Source organism: Stenotrophomonas sp. 05N37 (assembly GCF_056397365.1).
In genome coordinates this window covers 1143791-1164451 of record NZ_JBFTNG010000001.1, presented here as the reverse complement: position 1 = coordinate 1164451, position 20661 = coordinate 1143791, and the positions used below count along the sequence as shown (strand labels likewise).

The following is a 20661-nucleotide window of genomic DNA, read 5'->3' as shown; positions in this document are numbered from 1 at the left end:
GTGGCGTGGATCTACGGAACCGGCAGATCCACGCCGCGCCTGCAGAGGCTTCAGAACATGTGCAAGCCACCGTTCACCGCGTAATCGGCACCGGTCACGTAGGCCGCGTCATCCGACGCCAGCCACGCGCACAGGCTTGCGACTTCCTCCGGCTTGCCCAGCCGGCGGATCGGCACCGAGCCGGCCAGCCGGTCCAGGACGTCCGGCGGGAAGCTGCTGATCGACTGGCTGGCGATGTAGCCCGGCGAAATCGTATTGACCGTCACCCCGCGCGTGGCCACCTCATTGGCCAGCGCCCGGCTGAAGCCGTGCATCGCCGCCTTGGCGGTGGCGAAATTGACCTGGCCGATCTGGCCCTTGTGCGCGCTGACCGAGCCGATGTTCACGATCCGGCCCCAGCCGCGCGCGGCCATGCCGTCGATGACCTGCTTGGTGATGTTGAACAGCGCGTGCAGGTTCGAGCCCATCACCGCGTTCCAGTCGTCCGGGCTCATCTGCCGGAACAGCACGTCGCGGCTGCCGCCGGCATTGTTGACGAGCACGTCGATCTCGCCGACCTCGGCCTTGACCTTGGCGAAGGCGGCCACCGTGGACGACCAGTCCGCGGCGTTGCCCTCCGAGGCGATGAAGTCGAAGCCCAGCTCGCGCTGTTCGCGCAGCCAGCCGGCCTTGCGCGGCGAGTTCGGTGCGCAACCGGCGACCACCGTGTGGCCGTTGCGGGCCAGCTTCTGGCAGATGGCGGTGCCAACACTGCCCATCCCGCTGGTGACGTAGGCGATGCGAAGAGTCATTGCAGAACGCTCCTTGGTAGGCGGATCAGGACGCAAGCGGGTACAGGCCGAACAGCAGGCCGCCGAGCATCAACAGCATCGAAATGGCGATGGCCCACTTCAGCGTGAACTTCTGGTGGTCGGCGAACTCGACCTTGGCCAGGCCCACCAGCAGGTAGGTGGACGGCACCAGCGGGCTGAGCAGGTGCACCGGCTGCCCGGCCAGCGAGGCGCGGGCCATCTCCACCGGGGTGATGCCGTAGTTGCCGGCCGCCTCGGACAGGATCGGCAGCACGCCGAAGTAGAAGGCGTCGTTGGACATGAAGAAGGTGAACGGCATCGAGGCGATCGCGGTGATCACCGCCAGGTACGGGCCCCAGCTGTCGGGGATGATCGCCAGGAAGCTGTGCGACATCGCCTCCACCATCCCGGTGTTGTTGAGGATGCCGGTGAAGATGCCGGCGGCGAAGATCAACGCCACCACCGACAGCACGTTGCCGGCGTGGTTGACCACGCGGCGGCGCTGCTCGGCCAGGTTGGGGTAGTTGATCACCAGCGCCATCGCGAAGCCCACCATGAACAGCACCGGCATCGGCAGCACGCCCATGATCAGTGCGGTCATCAGCGCCAGCGTCAGCACCAGGTTCACCCACAGCAGCCTGGGGCGCTTGATGTCCTCGGCGTCTTCCACGGTGGGCAGCGCATTGCCGTCGTCGGACACGCTGTTGTCCATCCAGCTGCCGCCCTCGGGCAGGCTCACCACGCCCAACCGACGGCGCTCCTTCATGCCCAGGTACCACGCCAGCAGCAGCACGCCGGCGCAGGCGATCACCATCGAGGGGATCAGCGGCACGAACACGTCGGCCGGGTCCACGTGCAGTGCGGTGGCCGCGCGCGCGGTCGGCCCGCCCCACGGGGTGAGGTTCATTACGCCGCCGGCGAGGATGGTCACGCAGGTCATGTTCAACGCGCTCATGCCCAGCCGCTGGTACAGCGGCAGCATCGCCGACACCGTGATCATGTAGGTGGTCGAGCCATCGCCGTCGAGGGAGATCAGCATCGCCAGGATCGCGGTGCCCAGCACGATCTTCATCGGGTCGCCCTTGACGAAGCGCAGGATGATCCGCACCAGCGGATCGAACAGACCCGCATCGATCATCACCCCGAAGTACAGGATGGCGAACATCAGCATCACGCCGGTGGGCGCGATCTTCTTGATGCCCTCCAGCATCATCTCGTCGATGTCGGCGCCGAAGCCGCCGAACAGCGCAAAGATGATCGGAATGGTGATGAGGGCGACCAGCGGCGACAGCCGCTTGCTCATGATCAAGTACATGAATGTAATGACCATGCCAAAGCCGAGGATGCTAAGCATCATCTGCAGACTCCAGGAGGGGTAGTGCGGAAGGGAAGGCTCAGAAATCGAACTGCAGGCGGCCGGTCACCGCACGGGTGCGGTCCAGGTTGGCCGCGGCCAGGCGGTCGCGGTTGCGGCTCTCGATCAGGTTGAGCATGAAGCGCAGGTTCTCGCGCATGTACCAGTTGCCACCCAGCGTCCAGGCCTGGGTCTGCGCATCGCGCAGGTCCGGCTGGCCGATCAGGTGCTGGTCGCCGCGCATCTGGTCGTAGCGCAGTGCCACTTCGACGGCGCCGGCCTTGTGCTGGAAATCCTTGACCCGGCCGAAGCGGCCGGTCTTGCGGTCGTACACGCGCGACTCGCCGGTGACGAACCAGCTCACCAGCCCGTAGCCGGCCAGCACCTTGCCGCGCTGGCTGCCGTCGTCGAAGGTGGCGCCGCTGAACTCGCCCTGCCAGGACAGCGGCCCGCGCACCTGCGCGTACTCCAGCGACCACTTGTTGACGTCGGTGTCGCGCCCGGCCGAGAAATCGACCAGGGTCAGGCGGCTGTTGTCGGACAGGTGGCCGGCGGGGCGCGGCCGGATCTTCAGCCCCGGCACGCCATTGGCGCCTGGAGTGTCGTAGCGCTCATGCGCCAGCGACAGGCCAAGGTGCAGCACGTCGCCGGCGGTGGCGCCCGGTGCCCAGGTGGCACGGCCGCCGGCGGCGCGGCCCTTGACCTGCCAGGCATCGATGCTTTCCAGGCTGTAGGCGCTGGCGGCCCAGGTCATGTCGCCGTGGGCGGCCTGCCAGGAGGCGCCGAGGCGGTACAGCGGCGCCAGCGTGGTGCCGGCGTTGCCGCGCTCCAGGAAGGTGCCGTAGTTGGAACTGGTGCGGTCGTCCAGCGAGAAGAACTGCTTGAACTGGCCCACGGTGAGCTTGCCGGCATCGCCGAAGCTGCGACTGACGAACACGTCCTTGGCCTCGACCCGGTCGCCGGAGAAGTCCGCTTCCAGCTTGTAGTCGACCACGAAGAACCTGCCCGACACATCCACCCAGGCACGGCGGATCTCGGTGTCGTCCTTGTTCGGCGTGCCGCGGCCGTCGTTGTCGAAATCGGCGAAGTCCAGGTGCAGGCGGCCGCCGAGCGTGGCGGTGACCGGACGGTCGTCCTCGCCGGCGTCAGCGGCCCAGAGCGGCGCGGCCAGCATCAGCAGGGTGCAGGCGGCCGGCGTGCGCCAGCGGGTTGCGTTCAGTTCCACGGACCCTCCCAGGTACTCGTTCGTGCAGTGGTGTCGTCAATGGCAGCGCAGGGGACTGCGGTGCGATGGCGCAGCCTAGTGCCGGGAAGCTGTCATCCACCTGTCGGGGGTTTGTGCACTGCAGCGAAGCCCACGAGGGCGGCCGCTCGCGCTAGCATTCGTGCACCTTCGACGATCCCTGCCCGATGCGCCTGCTGTTGGTGGAAGACAATCCGGACCTGGCCGATGCCATCGTCCGCCGCATGCGCCGCAGTGGCCACGCGGTGGACTGGCAGCGCGACGGGCTGGCCGCGGCCAGCGTGCTGCGCTACCAGAGCTTCGACCTGGTGGTGCTGGACATCGGCCTGCCCAAGCTCGATGGCCTGCGCGTGCTGGCCGGCATGCGCGAGCGCGGCGACAGCACCCCGGTGTTGATGCTGACCGCGCGTGACGGCATCGAAGACCGCGTGCAGGCGCTGGACGTGGGCGCCGATGACTACCTGGGCAAGCCGTTCGATTTCCGCGAGTTCGAAGCACGCTGCCGGGTGCTGCTGCGGCGCACCCGTGGCCAGGCCAGCGAAGTGGTGCAGATCGGCACCTTCCAGTTCGACAACGCCTCGCACCGGGTGAGCCTGGAGGGCCAGCCGATCGAGCTGCCCAACCGCGAGTACCGGCTGCTGGAAATCCTGATGGGCCGGCTCGGGCAGGTGGTCGGCAAAGACGAGATCGGCAATGGGTTGTTCGGCTTCGATGACGAGGCCGGCCCCAATGCGATCGAGCTGTACGTGGGGCGGCTGCGCCGCAAGCTGGCCGGGGCGCCGCTGCGGATCGTCACCGTGCGCGGCAGCGGCTACCTGCTGGAGGCCATCGAAGACCCCGCCGGCGCTGCGGCCGATGGCGACTGACCCGCGCACCTCCGGCTCGATCCGGCACACCCTGTGGCTGTACCTGGGCGCGTTCCTGGCCCTGTTCGCCGTCGCCCTGCTGTTCGGCGCACGCGATTACGGCCAGCGCGCGGCCAACCGTTCCTACGATCACCTGCTGGTGTCCTCGGCGCTGTCGATCATCGACTCGGTGGCCCTGGTGGAGGCGCAATGGCAGGTGGACCTGCCGTATGCCGCGCTGGACCTGCTGGCGATGGCCCCGGAGGATCGCGTGTTTTACCGCGTCTCCGACGCACGCGACGCCACCGTCACCGGCTACGCCGACCTCCCGGCGCCGCCGCATCCGCCCAGCGACCGCCCGCAGCTGTTCGACGCCCCCTACAGCGGCGAGCAGGTGCGCTTCGTGGTGGTGTCGCGGCGCGTGTCCTCGCCCTCGGCACAAGGCGAGGTGCGCGTGCAGGTCGGGCAGACCCGGCGTGCGCGCGAAGCACTGGCGCAGGACATGGTGACCCGCGCACTGCTGGCCATCGCCGTGCTGTCGCTGCTCTCGCTGGCCCTGGTGGGGCTCGGCGTGCATCGCGCCCTGCGCCCGCTGGTGCGCATGGAGCGCGACCTGGCGCGGCGCGAGCCGTCCGACCTGAAGCCGCTCGATGCCAGCGTGCCACGCGAGATGGACAAGATGGTCGGCGCGCTGAACCACTTCATGGGCCGGTTGCAGAGCAGCAACGAGACCCTGCGCGCGTTCATGGCCGAGGCCGCGCACCAGATGCGCACGCCGCTGGCGGCGCTGCGCGCGCAGGCGCAGCTGGCGCTGGACGAGGAAGATCCCGAGGACATGCGCCGCAGCCTGCATGCCATCGAGCGCAATGCCACCCACATGAGCCGCCTGCTCAACCAGCTGCTCAGCGATGCCAGCGTGATCCACCGCGCCAACCTGCAGCATTTCGGCCCGGTCGACCTGGCCGAGACGGTGCACCAGGCGCTGCACGAAGCGCTGCCGCAGGCATTGCCCGCCCCGCGCGTGCAGCTTGCGGTGAGCGCGCAGACGGCCTGGGTGCGCGGTGACGCGCTGCTGCTGCGCGAGGCGATCAAGAACCTGATCGACAACGCCATCAAGTACGGTGGCGACGGTACGCTGCAGGTGGCGCTCACCGAAGAAGCGCAGCACTGCGTGCTGACCATCGCCGACCACGGCCCGGGCATCGCCGCGGCCGACGCCGAGCGGGTGTTCGAGCGCTTCGCGCGCGGCGAGGGCGCGGCGGCCGGCGGCGCCGGGCTGGGCCTGGCGATCGTCAAGCGGGTGGTGGATGGCCATGGCGGCCAGATCGACCTGAGCAACCGGGTGGGCGGTGGCCTGGTGGCCACCATCCGCCTGCCGAGGATGCATCCATGAAAACACGAGGGTGGTGGCTGCTGCTGGTGCTGGCGGCCGGCAACGCGTTGGCAGCGCCGGGCGACGTGCAGCGTTTCCCGGCCAAGGGCGCGCCGGTGGCGCAACTGCGCATCCACGGCTCGACCGACATCGAGGTGTTCGCCACGGTGATCGCCGATTACCAGCGCCTGCATCCCGGTACCGAGATCCTGTACGAGGACGTGATCACCCAGGACATCTACGCCCGCTACCTGCGTGACCGCGGCGGCGCGCAGGCGCCGGACATGCTCATCAGCAGCGGCATGGACCTGCAGACCAAACTGGTCAACGACGGCCACGCGCTGCCGCACCGCTCGGCGCAGACCGATGCGCTGCCGGCATGGGCGCAGTGGCGGCACGAGGCCTTCGGGATCAGTTACGAGCCGGTGGCGATGGTCTACAACACCCGCACGCTGCCAGCGGCGCGGGTGCCGCGCACGCGCCGCCAGCTGCTCGAGCTGCTGCGTGCGCCGGATGCACCGCTGCAGGGCAGGGTGGGCACCTACGACGTGGAGCGCAGCAGCGTCGGCTACCTGCTGGCCACCCAGGACGGCCAGCGCGGCAGCATGGCCGGCGCGCTGCTCGGCGCACTCGGCGACAACGGCGTGCACCTGGAGGAGCGCACCGGCGTGCTGCTGGACCAGGTCAGCAGCGGCAAGCTGTCGCTGGTCTACAACGTGCTGGGCTCCTACGCGCAGGCGCGCATCGAAGCCGGTGCGCCGCTGGGCATCGTCGAGCCGGAGGACTACACCCTGGTGGTGCTGCGCACCGCGGTGATCCCGCGCAGCAGCCGGCACCCGGAGGAGGCGCGGCGCTTCCTGGACTACCTGCTCTCGCCGCGTGGCCAGCAGGTGCTGTCCCGCGAGGCCCGATTGATGCCGATCCTGCCGGCGCAGGGCCAGCAGCGCGGCCGCTCGCCCGAGCGCAGTTACCGCCCGATCCAGCTGGGGCCGGGCCTGCTGGTGTACCTGGACGCGCTCAAGCGCCGGCAATTCCTGGACGCCTGGAATGGCAGCATGCGCCAGCAAGGCCGGTAGCCGCGGCGGCTGGCCGTCAACCTCATTACAATTGGCCGCATGAGTGAACTGACCGTCCTGATCGCCGACGACCATCCGCTGCTGCGCGCAGCCGTGGTGCACTCGCTGCGCCAGTCCCTGCCGCAGGCGCAGGTGCTGGAGGTGGCCAGTGCGTCCACGCTGGAGGCGGTGCTGGACCAGCATCCGGAGATCGAACTGGTCCTGCTGGACCTGACCATGCCCGGTGCACGGGGCTTCTCCTCGCTGCTGCACGTGCGCGGCGCACATCCGGACATCCCGGTGGTGATCGTGTCGTCCAACGACCATCCGCGCGTCATCCGCCGTGCCCAGCAGTTCGGTGCGGCCGGCTTCATCCCGAAATCCGCGCCGGCCGAGACCATCGGCCAGGCGGTGGCAGCGGTGCTCGATGGCGGGGTGTGGTTCCCGGCCATGGCACCAGAGCGCTCCGAGTCCGACGCGCTGCTCGCCGCGCGTCTGGCCCAGCTCACCCCGCAGCAGTTCCGCGTGCTGCTGTGCCTGGCCGACGGATTGCTCAACAAGCAGATCGCCTACGAGCTGGGCCTGGCCGAGAACACGGTCAAGGTGCATGTCACCGCGATCCTGAAGAAGCTGGAATGCCACAGCCGCACGCAGGCGGCGGTACTGGTGAAGGCGCTGGAGCCGGAAGGGAATGCCAGCACGGGGTTGGATGGCTGAGGCTGCGGGGCGGGTAGCGATTGCCTTCTAGGGTGGGCGCCCGCCAAGCACCGCGCGGCGTTACCCGTAATGACCGCGCCAGACATCTCCTCCGTCGGCCGCAGGGTCCGGTAGAGCCGAGCCATGCTCGGCTGCTCTTGAACGCAACCAGGCAAACTATGATGCGACACATGAAATGCTCGTGTCCGCTGGAGTGGGATGCGGGCGTGGTGCGCGTCGGCGTGCCTGGCACGCTTGCGCGCAGCGTCTCTCGCGTTGCCCACTGCGCAGTCAAGCTTGGATTCAGTGCGAATCTTGAGCGCTATTGTAATAAACGTGACCTGTCCGCCAATTCATATTGGCGAATCGGTATAGTGTTTCCTGACAGGTCGCACCTTCGAAAGGGCGCAGCAGGCCAAGGGTTACGGAGCACGTATGATCCGCTTCAGGGCGAAAAGGGCGGCCCCACCCGCTCTTTTCTTCTCTTCATTCTTTCTCGTCTGGAAGAATTACAAGGACGTTGTATATATGCAAAAGACGCTCTTCTGCTTGGCGCTCGCTGCGCTCTTCTCTACCACTGTCATTGTGCCGGAAACGCACGCCCAGGAAGTGGAAAAGGTCTGGGGTACGATCGCTTCCTTTGACCAGCCGCGGCCATCTGAGCGGGCGGTGCAGTTGGAGATCGAGCAGCAGTTTTATCCATAGCAGCAAGAAGGCGAGTTTTCATGGGAGGTGCTTGCGCCAGTCATCCTTGAGGACAAGGTTGTCTACGAATACGGAATCAAGTCTGACAAGTTGGTCACGACAGACTGGGCGTACATCTCCCTTTCCGGTGCGGAACTTGACACCGAGCAGGAGTTGATCAGCACCGTTCTTGCAGAAGTCACAGCAACCGACCATCCGCAGGAGCCGGGATGCCCCGCGCCGACTGCAGTGCTGAAATCGCCTTGGACGGTAACTATTCATGGGAATGCCGGTGCTGACGGCAGCAACACGGAAGAAGAAAGTGAAATAGTCGTCTCCTACTACACGTACGTTTCTGATGCAGAGCCGTGTGAGATCGATGAGGGCACGTATAGCGTTGAGCGTACTCGTATCGCCGAGTGCCCCAACGTGAATCGCTCCATCATGGAATGGAGCGAATCTGAAGGCATGTGCGTAATGTCGGCAGTGCAACGGGAGTACGCATTTTCGGTAATAAGGAAGTACTACTCCTCACATTCGAATGACAGCTGCAAGGTTGGCAATCCATGCAACCCGACCACGGGAGAGAAGTCCCAGCCGGAGCCGGATCTTGAGCTGGGCTGGATCAGTTTCGAGAGGCACTACCGCTCACAAAGCACCACCGCAGGCGGTGCCCTCGGCGCCGGGTGGACGCACTCCCACAACGTACGTCTGACGAGTGGTACGGACGACACCGCTTGGCCCCCCAGCGCTTACCCTAGCGTCGGCCTCGTCAAGGAGAATGGTAGCCATCTGGGATTCCGTCGACAGGAGGGCTACCACGAAGCCATAGACGGCAGTGGAGACCGTATCGTTCAATTGGCCGACGGCTGGAAGCTGTCACGGGCAAGCGAGCAGATCACATTTGATGATCGTGGTCTGATGCAGCGAAGGGACATGGAGGATGGCACGTCGCTCATCTATGAATATGACGTACGGAGGCGCTTGGCTCGCGTCGTTCATTCAACCGGACGAGCATTGGAGTTTCAGTACGAAGCTGCTGGTGACGATCAGTTCATTTCCTCGCTTTCGATCAATGGCGAACGGGTGGTCAACTATGATTTCACCCTCGACGGACGACTGAGCTCCGTTACCCATATCGATGGAGGTTCAAGGGTCTATCACTACGAGGACGCTCGATACCCAACTTATCTTACCGGAGTCACAAGCGAGGACGGCCGTCGCTACAGCTGGTTCGGCTACGACGACAAGGGGCGGGTGGTTTGCAGTCGTCACTCCGAGAACTGCAGCCAGCCGGACGTCGGTATTGATGGGGTGCGTCTTGAGTACACTGCTGCCGGCACCACGCTTGTCACAGACGCGTTGGGCAATCAAAGTACGTTTGGCCTTACTCCGGTCGCTGCTGGTACTGGATCGCGGAAGGTTACTGACGTAACCGATGCGCAGGGAAGCGTCAGCCATGTTTACTTCCCCGTAAGCACCGACTTTCGGCGGCGGCTCCAGTCTTCGACGGATCGTCGGGGCGTTCTGACCACCTATTCCTATAGCGAGGCTGTTGATCCCGCCGCAGGTAACGTGAGCATCACCGTTATGACCGAGGGCTCCGGGAAGCCGGAGCAGCGCACTACCGAGGTGCGTACATTGGCTGATGCCAATCGAGTCATCCAACAGGCTGTAGGTGACCGTGAGGTCCAGATAACACGCAACGCGCGCCTGCAGCCTGCGATGATCACCGTGCGCGATATTGCGACGGGCACGTCCCGTGCGACCACTTACACGTATTGCGAGGCCGTGGGCAGCGACTGTCCGAAGATTGGCGTGCTGCGAATGTTCGATGGTCCGCGAACCGATGTTGCCGACACCCTTACATATGCCTGGTACACCACCGACGACACGGGGTGCGCTGCTGGTGGTACCTGCGCCTACCGAGCCGGTGACCTGCGCAGCATTACCAATGCAGCAGGGCACAGTGTGGAAAGGCTTGCATACGATTCGTTTGGTCGCCCCCTATCGGTCAAGGACTCAAACGGCGTGGTAACCGACTATGCCTATCATCCGCGCGGCTGGCCCGCGTCGGTTACAGTCCGCGGTGAGACAGCGGCCGAGAATCGTGTCACGCAGCTGAGCTATTGGCCCACGGGGCAGGTGCAGCAAGTGACCGGGCCAGACGGCAGCAGCGTGACCTATTTTTATGACGCCGCCCAGCGCCTGACCGACATCGCCGATGATGCGGGCAACACCATCCACTACACGCTCGACAACGCGGGTAATCGCATCAAGGAAGACACCGTTGATGCAGGCGGTACGCTGCGCCGCACGCTCGCCAGTGTGTACAACACGCTGGGCCAGTTGATCACGCTCAAGGATGCAGGCAACCACGCCACCGAATTCACCTATGACGTCAATGGCAACGCGCAATCGATCACGGACGCGCTGCAGCGGGTGACTGCCCGGGAGCACGACCCGCTGAATCGCCTGGCGCGCACCCTGCAGGATGTCGGCGGTATCGAGGCCGAGATCCGCACCCGCTACAACGCGCTGGATCAGGTCACTGAGGTTACCGATCCCAAGGGGCTGCACACCACCTATGCCTATAACGGTTTTGGTGATCAGACCACGCTGGTGAGTCCGGATACCGGGACCACCGTCTTTACCGTAGACGCTGCCGGTAACCGCAAGACCCGCACGGACGCGCGTGGCGTGACTTCCACCTATCACTACGACGCGCTCAACCGTCTCACCGGCATTGCCTATCCCGACCCCAACCTGGACGTTGGCTACAGCTACGACATCGCGCCGAGCGTCTGTGCCGCCGACGAGCGCTTTGCAAAGGGGCGCATCGGCACCGTCCTTCACGCAGGCGGTAGCACCGCCTACTGCCACGACCGCTTTGGCCAGGTCACCCGCAAGGTGCAGACCGTCAACGGAGTGGCCAGCACGCTGCGCTATGCGTACACCAAGGCGGGGCGACTGGCGTCGCTGACCTACCCGGATGGCAGCGTCGCCGACTACGTTCGCGACGGCCAAGGTCGTATCAGCCAGATCGGGCTGACTCGCCCAGCGTGGGGGCGTGAGGTGGTGATCAGCCAAGTCACCCACGCCGCGTTCGGGCCGCCCACCGGCTGGACCTACGGGAATGGGCGCCAACTGCAGCGCCCGCTCGACCTCGACTATCGCCCGCAGGCCGTGCATGACCCGGCTTCAGGTGGGCTTTCGCTGAGCTATGGCTACGATCCGGTGGGGTCAATCACCGAGCTCAAGAACGGCACGGGCACCTCAGTGCTGGCCAGGTACGGCTACGACACGCTGGGTCGACTGACCCAGACCAAGGACGGCGCCACCGACGTGGCGATCGAGACGTATGCCTACGACGCCACTGGCAACCGGACCGCGTTGACCACTGCCGCTGGTACGGCCGCCTACACCTATCTAACCACCAGCCATCGGCTTGCAGCAGTTGACGGCCAGGCGCGCGACTACGACGCGGTGGGCAATACGGTCGGCATGAGCGGCAAGGAGTTTGCCTACAGCGATGCAAACCGTATGAGTGCGGTGAAGCAGGCAGGTTCCGTGGTCGAAGGCTATGGTTACAACCATCGCGGCGAGCGCGTATTTCGGGCCCCTGCAGTAGGTGATGCACAGCTCACGGTCTATAACGAAGCTGGGCAGTGGTTAGGCAACTACAGTGTTACAGGGCAGCTGCAACAGCAGGCAATCTGGCTGGATAACTACCCGATTGCCCTGATCAGCGGACTGAGTGCTGGCGTGCCTGAAGTCACTTACGTTCAGCCAGACCACCTTGGCACGGCGCGAGTGGTGATCGATCCTACGCGCGACGTGTCAGTCTGGGAGTGGAGCAACAAGGGCGAGGTGTTCGGTGATCAGGTGCCGGCAAATGACCCAGATGGCGATGGCATGGTGTTCGATCTCGCTTTGCGCTTCCCCGGGCAACAGTCGACGGATGCGAGTGGCCTGCTCTATAACTATCAGCGAGACTATGACCCGTCTGTAGGTCGGTACTCGCAGAGTGATCCGATTGGGTTGAACGGAGGCATCTCAACCTTCAGTTATGTTGGTGGCCGGCCCGCTTCATCGATAGATCCACAAGGACTTCAGGTTTTCGGAAGCCCGCGAGAAATGGCCAATCCTCTCGATGAATCGCAAGCCAGAATGCTGCTTCCCTGGGTCGCGGACATGACGCCAGTAGTGGGTGACATTAAAGGCATTCAAGAAGCTTGTGAAGATCCTACGCCTACAAACATCTCAATGGCGGTGCTCAGTTTTGGCCCATTTAAGATAATTAAGCTGCCGATAAAAGTTGGGCGGGTTCTCGTTACGTTTGGACGGGTGGAGAATCAGGTTTATCATACTTTTAGGCATGTTGAGAAGGCAGGCTTGGATCCTGTTAGCGTGCAGAAGGCAGTTACGGCCGATATAGGTAGAGTCGGTGAGAGCCTTCCCGCTGGGCAGTATTCCGGCTCCGTGGTAGTTGACGGTGTTAAAATCGACTACAGTTCGTACAAATTACCAGACGGAACCATCAATGTCGGAAGAATCACCCCGCCAAGGCAGTGAATCTGTGTCTAGAGTTTTATCAGCCGCTGAGTTGTCGGTGATAAGAATGATGCTCCTGGGCGTCCGGTCTTCCCTCGATCTCAGTCCGGAGGCGCTGTCGATTGTTGGAGTTGAGGATATGGATGACGGGGGAATGGGGAGCATAAGATTCGTGTCAGACAAGCCGGATCGGCGCCTCGGGGAGGAGTTGGCTAGAGAGACGTTTCTGGACGAGGATGACGTGGAGGTGATCGCCACGCTTTCATTGGACAATTACGGCGACCTTTTTGAGTTGGATATTTGGAAAGTTGACTTCTCGCCTGTCGTCAGCCTTCGTCTTAAAGTTCCATCCGCGGCGAGCTAGGTGATTTGGAGTTTTGATCTGACGTACCAGCCCTGGTGGGCGTCCCCGCGTTGGGCTCCCGTGCTGGCCAGTCTAAATCGCCTGAACGTTCTAGTGGATTTATTGAAAAATTTGAATTTGTGGGCCTTCATGAGATTGGTTCTAGTAACTATTTATCTGCGCGTATGGCACGCCGTTCTCATGTTGGAGAGGGATCATTGCTGAATTTGGCCTGGCTCCGAGATTTTTCCACAATCAAGGCGAGCGGAGAACTTCTCCGGCTGGCGCACTGTTGGATGGCTGTAACGAACTGACGTACGCTTCAATCCAGCTTGTAAGAAAGGTCGACGTTGAACTGGGCCATGAGGTCGCTCGTTGGTGTGAGACGCCAAGGTCCCACCATAATTACATGCGGATACTGGTAGATTCCGGGGCAGTATCGAACTTTATGTGAGCGTCTTCCTTAGAGGCCTTGGTGGACTCGAGTTTGACTATCGGGCACTGCAGTAGATGTGTGCATTGGGTCTTGGCCTCGCAATAGAGTTGTATCCAGGCGACGAGTAACATACCTGGGCGGGGGGCGTAGGAAGTGGTGGGAACCTTGAAAGGGAGTTGAACCGTCAATGTGCGCCGGACGGCCGTGCGCTTGTAGCGCCGATAGTCTCCCTCGGCGGTTGACAGCAGGCGTCCCTGACGCCCCGGCGATCTGGGTCGCAGCATTGCGCAGCGGACTCACGCCCGATGCCGCACCAACACCTGCGTCATCAACGCCCGCAGCGCCGGCGGCCGCACCGGCTTGGACAGGAACCCCCAGCCGTTCTCTGCAGCCTGCGCCTTCAATGCGTCGTCGCGTTCAGCGGCGACCAGAATCACCGGCGGTCGTGCCTGCCACAGGCCACAACGGTGCTCGTACAGCTCCTGCTAAAGCCGTCCTGAGAGCAGAGACCTGACGACTGCCCTGTCGGGACCAAGCCAATCGACCAATGGCTAGGTCCGAGTATCGACGACATTCACGGCATCAAAAGAGGTGTAAACGCCAAGGCCGAGGATTGGGTTGGAATCAGCCCTGATGGAAAGGTCTGGATAAATGAAGGAGAAGAGGGTAGTGAACAAGGTTATTTGGATGATTACTTGCTATGAATGAAAAGGCGCGATACAGAATTTCGCTTCGAATTACACATCCCAACATTCGAAGTATTGAGATAAGTAGTCGACTTGGCCTTGAGCCGGATTTTTCGTACACGGCAGGAGATAGGAGGCTTACCCCAAAGGGGAATGAGATCGGTGGTATCAGGAAGGAGTCCTTCTGGTGCCATGAGTTAAGGTCGGATGATCTGACATTCGAGCTTGCGATATCGAATCTCAGTCAGCAGCTTGCGAAGAGCAAGGGCTTTCTCGACAGTCTATCTTCCACTGGGGGGCATCTGGAGTACTTCATCGGGTGGTTTTCTGCGGAGAACTCCGGTTTTGTCTTGGAAGGCGGACTCTTGAGGCTGCTGGCTGATTTGAGAATAAGCTTGGCGTTTGACGTTTACGTCGGGCCTTAAGGATGCTCTGGACAACGGTGGCAGTGACGTGCGGCATCGTGGAAAGGTGGGAAAAAATTCGCTCATGCCGTGGGGGGGTACGAGGACTTCTCCTTCTGGATCTCTCTTGGGCGTCACTGATGTGTGGGAGGAGGTAGGGGTGCATCCCTATCGACTGCCGATGACCTGCGCAACGTTCGGTGGTGGCATGACCCATGTCGAAGGCAGCTTCGTTGTAGAGCATGCATTCGCCGCGCGGATCGGCAGGGTCGGCAGTCGATTGGAAACCGAGCCTACCTTGGCAAGGTGCAAGGTGTTGATCGTCGTGGGTGCGCATCCTGATCGACCGTCGATACCCCGCGTAATCCGCGATACGTCGATCAAAGTAGAGTCGCATCCCTATCGACTGCCGATAACCTGCGCAACGTTAGCTGGTGGCATGACCTGTCTCGGAGGCGGCTTCGGCGCAAGTCATGCTTTCGCCGCGTTGATCAGCATGGTCGGCAGTCATTTAGGAACCGACCCTACCTGTGCGGCACTCGGTTCCGCAGAGGTGCGCGGCCGATTCATGCCCTGTGTCTTACCAGCACCTGCGTCATCAACGCGCGCAGCGCCGGCGGCCGCACCGGTTTGGACAGGAACCCCCAGCCGTTCTCCGTCGCCTGCGTTTTCAACGCATCATCGCGCTCGGCGGTCACCAGGATCACCGGTGGCCGCGCCTGCCACAGTCCACACAACTGCTCGTACAGATCCGGGCCGTGCCACTGGCCCATGCGCACATCCAGCAGCAGCAACTGCGGCACGTTGAGCGCCGAGGCAATTTCAAGCGCCGCCTGGGGCCCATCGGCCAGTTCCACTGCGCAGTCCCAGCGCTCCAGCAGGGCGCGGGTGGCGGCGCACACGCGCGGGTCGTCATCGATGCTCCAGACCCGGCAATGCCGCAGCGGGCTGTCATCGCCTGCGTCAGTCGCCACGGCCGGAACCGGCGCCGGCGCCGGAATGGCCGCCGCATCGCCCAGCGGCACGCTGACCGCGAACACGCTCCCGCGTCCCAGCGTGGAGTGCAGGGTGATGCGATGCCCAAGCAGGCGCCCGATCCGCTCTACGATCGCCAACCCCAGCCCGGCGCCGCGTTCCTGCTCGACGCCATCATCCAGCCGCCGGAATTCCTCGAAAATCTCGCCCTGCAGGCTCTCCGGAATGCCCGGCCCCTGGTCATGCACCTCGATGCGCAGCTGGTCGCCCTGCCGTCGGCACCCGATCAGCACGCGTCCGCGCGGGGTATAGCGCAGCGCATTGGACAGGAAGTTCTGCAGGATGCGGCGCAGCAGCGCCTCGTCGCTGACCACCACCGCACGCGTATCCACCCAGCGCAGCTGCAGCCCGCGACTGTCGGCGGCGATGCCGAACTCGCGGGCCAGCGTCTCCAGCAACGGCGACAGCGCGAATGCGCGCACGTGGGTCTGCAACGCCCCCGATTCCAGCCGCGAGATATCCAGCAGGCTGGTCAGGATGGCATCCTGCGCGGCCAGCGCCGCGTCCACGTGTTCGCTCAGCTCGCGCGCGTCGCCGTGCAGCTTGCCGCGCAGCACCGAGACGAACATGCGCGCGGCGTTGAGCGGCTGCAGCAGGTCGTGCACGGCCGAGGCGACGAAGCGTGACTTGTAGCGGTTGGCGCGCTCTGCCTCACGGCGCGCCTCGTCCAGGTCGCGGGTGCGCTCGGCCACGCGGTGCTCCAGCGCATCGGCCAGCGAGCGCAGTTCGCGCGCGGTGTTCTTGTAGGCGGTGATGTCGGCATAGCTGGTGACAAAGCCGCCGTCGGGCAGCGGGTTGCCACGGATTTCCAGCACGGTGCCGTCGTCCTTCTCGCTCTCGCGCATGTGCGGGCGGCCGCTGCGCAGGTGGTTGAGGCGGCGCTCGATGGCCTCGTCGATGGGCCCGGGGCCGAGCAGGCCGCGCCGCGCGTTGTACTGGAAGATCTCCTCGATCGGCCGGCCCACCCGGATCAGTCCGGCCGGGAACTTGAACAACTCCAGGTAGCGCGCATTCCACGCCACCAGTTTCTGTTCGTTGTCGATCACCACCACGCCCTGCGGCAGGTGCGCCAGGCTGCGGCTGAGCCCGCTGTCGGCCTGCTGGGCGGCCTGCAGCACGCCGTCCTGCGCAGTGCGCAGCTCCTCGGCATGCTGGGCCAGTACGCTTTCCAGTTCGCGCCGGCTGCGCTGTCGGTGCGCATCCAGCCGCCGCCGCTGCTGCACGAACAGCACCAGGAAGCCCAGCGCCAGCCACGCCGCGCCGCCGCCGATGGCCGCGCTGCGCCCGGCGCTGGTGGCCGCGCCGGCATCATGCAGCAGGTGCAGGTTCCAGTGTTCCTCGGGCAGGGCCAGGCTCTGCCACAGCATCGGCCCGGGCAGGACCGGCTCGAGCAGGCGCACCATGCGTCCGCCGTTGTCCAGTACATCTTCGGTGCGCACCCGCAACGGTTGCAGCGAGCGGTCGGCGTATTGCCGGGCCTCAAGCATCTCGCGGCGCTCGCCGTTGCCCAGCGGACGCAGCAGGCGGTAGCGCCAGGCGTCGCGGTTGGCCAGGAACACCACGTCGTGCTCGTCACTGGCCAGCACCACGTCCGGGCTGGGCAGCCACTCCTGCTCCAGCGCGGACAGTTCGATCTTGATCACCACCACGCCCAGCCGCGTGCCGTTGTCCTCGATCGCCTGGGACATGAAGTAGCCGGGCACGCCGGTGGTCATGCCGATGCCGTAGAAGCGCCCACGGCCGGTCGCCAGTGCCTGGCGATAGTAGGGGCGGTAGCTGTAGTCCTCGCCGACGTTGCTGCTGGGCTGGTCCCAGTTGCTGGCCGCCACGGCCACCCCGTCGTGCCCCACCAGGGTCAGCGTGGAAGCGCGGGTGACCTGGTTGGCGCGCTGCAGTTTGAGGTTGAGGCGCTGGCGCGCCGCCGGATCGGGTGCCTGCAGCAGGGCAAGGCGCAGGTCCGGGTCCAGTGCCAATACCTGCGGCAGGGTGCCGAAGCGGTCAATTCGCTGCTGCAGGCCCTGGCCGTACAACTCCAGCTGCCGTTGCACCTGCTCGCTCTCGGCGGCCAGTGCACGCCGCCATGCGTAGTGGCCGGCGGCGGCCGCGCACAGCAACGTGCCGCCGATCATCAGCAGCAGGGTCAACAGCAGGGTGCGATGGCGGCCGAGCCAATACATGGCGGCAGTCTACGGGCGTGCGGCGGGCGTGGTGTGCACGCCCGCCGCAGGCGACCGGATCAGAAGTGCATCTGTGCGCGCAGTTCGACGATGTCCGGCTTGGTATGCACGCCACGACGGCTGGCATCGGCCTTCACGTAGTTGGCCTGGAATTTGAAGTGGCTGGTGAGGTACCAGTTGGCGCCCACGGTCCAGTCGTGCTGGCGGCCGCCGAGCACATCGGCATCGTCCAGGTCCAGGCGGCTGTAACGGGCCACCAGTTCCACCGCGCCGTAATCGTGGGCTGGCTTGATGTTGGCCACCGCGCCGGCGTTGTACGGGCGCGACTCGCCGGTGAGCACCCAGCTGGCCATCGCGTACTGGCCATTGCCGGTGTAGTCCGGCTTGCCCTCGCGGGTAACGGTGGTCTGCAGCACTTCGCCCTGCAGCGAGAACGGGCCACGGATCCAGATGCCTTCCAGGCCGGTGCGTCGGATCTGGTCGGCGGTGGCCAGGGCGCCGGAGTCGACCAGGCGGATGTCGGTCAGGCCCGCTTCCGGGCGCGCACGCAGGCGCGCGCTGGCTTCATGGTGCACGTCGCGGCCATCGCGGTAGCCGCGCGGGTTTTCCTGCGAGTAGGCCAGGCCCAGGTGGAGCACGTCGCCAGCGGCCTTGACCGGGGTCCATACCGCGCGCACCGCCTGGGTGGTGCCGGGATTGTCGCCCTGCAGGTCCTTGCCGCCGTAGGCACCGGCCTGCAGCAGGTATTGCGGGCGCTCCAGCACCCATTCGGCGCCGGTGCGGCGGCCTTCGTAGAACGCCTGCACGGGCAGGGCGGTCTCCAGGAAGCTGCCGGCGCGCGAGGAGGTGCCCGCGTCCAGGCCGACCGGGGTCTTCATGTAGCCGAAGCGGAAGCGGCCCACGTCGCGGCCGAAGAACGCCTTGCTCTCAAAACGCACGAACACGTCCAGCCAGGTGTCGGCCTGGAAGTCGTAATACACCATGGCGTCGTAGACGCCCTTCTTCTTCAGAGTGGCGCCGAATTCCTTGCGGCGCACGGCGTCGGCATCCTCGATGCCGCTGTCGCCGGAGAAATCATTGAGGTCGTAGGCGATGTTGGCGGTGGCGGCCAGCTCGGTTCCATCGCTGAAGGCGACCTTGGTCGGCCAGTTGTCGAAATCGGCGGCCGAGGCCAGGGCGGGGGTAGCGGCCAGGCACAGGGCCAGCAGGGTCGGGGTCGGGCGCATGGAGGAGCGGCTCTCTGGTTTCTTGAAGCGGACAGGACAACAACGGCCGCAGCGCCGGAAACTGTTGCCCTTCCGGGCTGCGCGCGGTCACCAGCCGCCGTGGGGGAGGGCGGGATGGGGGCAGTGTAGGCACTCCTCGCTGTCTGAACCGGGGGGCTAGTACCAATAGGTTATCTGCGCGGCGGTGAGTCGCGCGTACAAATGCGTCCATCACCCGCCGCCGTGGCGGGATTCACCTGGACCTGGCCTGCCGCTGCCGAGCGGGCCGGACGCAACAACACCGCTTCTCCGGAGTCCGCCATGCACGTACCCACCGCCGCCCCGCTGCCGGCCAAGCCGCTGCCCTTCTACCGCCAGCTGTATTTCCAGGTGGTGGTGGCGATCGTCCTTGGCGCCGTCCTCGGCCACTTCGAGCCGGCCTTCGCCGAATCGCTCAAGCCGCTCGGCGATGCCTTCATCAAGCTGGTGAAGATGATCATCGCCCCGGTGATCTTCCTCACCATCGTCACCGGCATCGCCGGCATGACCCACCTGCGGACCGTGGGCCGGGTGTTCGCGAAGTCGATGGCCTACTTCCTGTTCTTCTCCACCCTGGCCCTGATCGTGGGCATGGTGGTGGCGCACGTGGTCCAGCCCGGCGCGGGCATGAACATCAACCCGGCCGACCTGGACCAGACCGCGGTCCACAGCTACGTGGAAAAATCCCACGAGCTGACCCTGACCGGCTTTGCGATGGACATCATCCCGGCCACCCTGGTCAGTGCCTTCGTCGATGGCAACATCCTGCAGGTGCTGTTCGTGGCGGTGCTGTTCGGCATCGCGCTGGCCCTGACCGGCGAGAAGGGCCGCCCGGTGCAGACCTTCCTGGAGGCGCTGACCGCGCCGGTGTTCCGGCTGGTGCACATCCTGATGAAGGCCGCCCCGATCGGCGCCTTCGGGGCCATCGCCTTCACCATCGGCAAGTACGGGGTGGGGTCGCTGATCAACCTGGCCTGGCTGGTGGGCTCGTTCTACCTCACCGCGTTCCTGTTCGTGGCCGTGATCCTGGGCGTGGTGTGCCGCCTGTGCGGGTTCTCGGTGTTCAAGCTGGCCCGCTACCTCAAGGCAGAGCTGCTGCTGGTGCTGGGCACCTCCTCGTCCGAGTCGGCGCTGCCTTCGCTGATGGAGAAGATGGAGCGCGCCGGGTGCGCCAAGTCGGTGGTGGGCCTGGTGGTCCCGACCGGCTATTCGTTCAACCTGGACGGCACCAACATCTACATGACCCTGGCCGCGCTGTTCATCGCCCAGGCCACCAACACCGAACTGACCCTGGGCCACCAGATCGCGCTGCTGGCGGTGGCCATGCTCAGCTCCAAGGGCGCCGCCGGCGTCACCGGCGCCGGCTTCATCACCCTGGCCGCCACCCTGGCCGTGGTTCCGGAAGTACCGGTGGCCGGCATGGCGCTGATCCTCGGCGTGGACCGCTTCATGAGCGAATGCCGCTCGCTGACCAACTTCATCGGCAATGCAGTGGCCACGGTGGTGGTGTCGCGCTGGGAAGGCGCGCTGGACCGCGACCGCCTGGCCCTGGCCCTGGACGGCCGCGAGGCCGAGCTGCCGGCGCTGGCCACCGACGACCTGCCGTCGCCGTTGACTGCCCCGGCCCGCTGAGCCGCTGCCCGCGTGTGTGTGTGCAGGGCCCGCCCGCTCCCCCTGGAGGGCGGGCCCTGCGTTTTTCACCCTGCTTGACCGGTGATGTGCTTTGTCATCGGGGTCGGTCA

At 64.9% G+C, this 20661-nt stretch carries 14 protein-coding genes and 1 pseudogene; 9 read left to right on the top strand and 6 right to left on the bottom strand.

What is annotated here, in order from left to right; all coding sequences use genetic code 11:
- Positions 1–50: 50 nt before the first annotated feature.
- Genes phbB through AC1DGC_RS05025 form a run of 3 tightly spaced genes read right to left on the bottom strand, consistent with a single transcriptional unit; the run spans position 51 to position 3319 of the window.
- The gene (gene phbB / locus AC1DGC_RS05035) at positions 51–791 is read right to left on the bottom strand and encodes an acetoacetyl-CoA reductase (RefSeq protein WP_128097684.1); all 741 of its coding nucleotides are present in this window, start codon (positions 789–791) and stop codon (positions 51–53) included.
- A gap of 25 nt (positions 792–816) precedes the next feature.
- On the bottom strand, positions 817–2145 hold the full coding sequence (locus AC1DGC_RS05030; protein ID WP_394164181.1) for a CitMHS family transporter: 1329 nt from the start codon (positions 2143–2145) through the stop codon (positions 817–819).
- Positions 2146–2185: 40 nt separating this feature from the next.
- Positions 2186–3319: an OprO/OprP family phosphate-selective porin gene (locus AC1DGC_RS05025; protein WP_478047478.1), complete on the bottom strand. Its 1134-nt coding sequence runs from the start codon at positions 3317–3319 to the stop codon at positions 2186–2188.
- A 236-nt stretch (positions 3320–3555) separates the two neighbouring features.
- On the opposite strand from AC1DGC_RS05025, the gene AC1DGC_RS05020 reads away from it, so the two are divergent.
- The 7 genes from AC1DGC_RS05020 (at position 3556) to AC1DGC_RS04990 (ending at position 12958) form a co-directional block, all read left to right on the top strand.
- On the top strand, positions 3556–4254 hold the full coding sequence (locus AC1DGC_RS05020; protein WP_394164094.1) for a response regulator: 699 nt from the start codon (positions 3556–3558) through the stop codon (positions 4252–4254).
- Entirely contained in the window at positions 4244–5626 is a 1383-nt protein-coding gene (locus AC1DGC_RS05015) for a sensor histidine kinase N-terminal domain-containing protein (protein ID WP_478047336.1), read from the top strand. Before AC1DGC_RS05020 ends, AC1DGC_RS05015 begins: the two co-directional genes overlap by 11 nt.
- Positions 5623–6681 (top strand): ABC transporter substrate-binding protein, encoded by a 1059-nt coding sequence (locus tag AC1DGC_RS05010; RefSeq protein WP_259207619.1) that lies wholly within the window; start codon positions 5623–5625, stop codon positions 6679–6681. The genes AC1DGC_RS05015 and AC1DGC_RS05010 overlap by 4 nt, the downstream gene beginning before the upstream one ends.
- Positions 6682–6720: 39 nt before the next feature.
- A complete protein-coding gene (locus tag AC1DGC_RS05005) occupies positions 6721–7377 on the top strand; it encodes a LuxR C-terminal-related transcriptional regulator (protein WP_478047335.1) in 657 nt (218 codons plus the stop codon).
- 414 nt (positions 7378–7791) lie between these two features.
- Positions 7792–8061, top strand: coding sequence for a hypothetical protein (locus AC1DGC_RS05000; protein WP_478047334.1), 270 nt, complete (start codon positions 7792–7794; stop codon positions 8059–8061).
- Positions 8062–8088: 27 nt separating this feature from the next.
- Positions 8089–12615: an RHS repeat-associated core domain-containing protein gene (locus AC1DGC_RS04995; protein WP_478047333.1), complete on the top strand. Its 4527-nt coding sequence runs from the start codon at positions 8089–8091 to the stop codon at positions 12613–12615.
- Positions 12584–12958 (top strand): DUF6984 family protein, encoded by a 375-nt coding sequence (locus AC1DGC_RS04990; RefSeq protein ID WP_394164090.1) that lies wholly within the window; start codon positions 12584–12586, stop codon positions 12956–12958. The genes AC1DGC_RS04995 and AC1DGC_RS04990 overlap by 32 nt, the downstream gene beginning before the upstream one ends.
- 711 nt (positions 12959–13669) lie before the next feature.
- On the opposite strand, the pseudogene AC1DGC_RS04985 reads toward AC1DGC_RS04990, so the two are convergent.
- Positions 13670–13852: pseudogene (locus AC1DGC_RS04985) on the bottom strand (hypothetical protein); the annotation flags it as partial.
- 221 nt (positions 13853–14073) lie between these two features.
- Between AC1DGC_RS04985 and AC1DGC_RS04980 the strand changes: the two are divergent.
- Positions 14074–14484, top strand: coding sequence for a DUF4279 domain-containing protein (locus AC1DGC_RS04980; protein ID WP_394164089.1), 411 nt, complete (start codon positions 14074–14076; stop codon positions 14482–14484).
- A gap of 545 nt (positions 14485–15029) precedes the next feature.
- Here the strand turns inward: AC1DGC_RS04980 and AC1DGC_RS04975 are convergent.
- The gene (locus AC1DGC_RS04975; RefSeq protein WP_394164088.1) at positions 15030–17675 is read right to left on the bottom strand and encodes a hybrid sensor histidine kinase/response regulator; all 2646 of its coding nucleotides are present in this window, start codon (positions 17673–17675) and stop codon (positions 15030–15032) included.
- A gap of 59 nt (positions 17676–17734) precedes the next feature.
- Positions 17735–18901, bottom strand: a complete 1167-nt coding sequence (locus AC1DGC_RS04970) for an OprO/OprP family phosphate-selective porin (protein ID WP_259207615.1) — start codon at positions 18899–18901, stop codon at positions 17735–17737.
- A 300-nt stretch (positions 18902–19201) separates the two neighbouring features.
- Here AC1DGC_RS04970 and AC1DGC_RS04965 point away from each other — a divergent pair, with 300 nt between their 5' ends.
- Positions 19202–20551 (top strand): dicarboxylate/amino acid:cation symporter, encoded by a 1350-nt coding sequence (locus tag AC1DGC_RS04965; protein WP_394164087.1) that lies wholly within the window; start codon positions 19202–19204, stop codon positions 20549–20551.
- Positions 20552–20661: the final 110 nt, after the last annotated feature.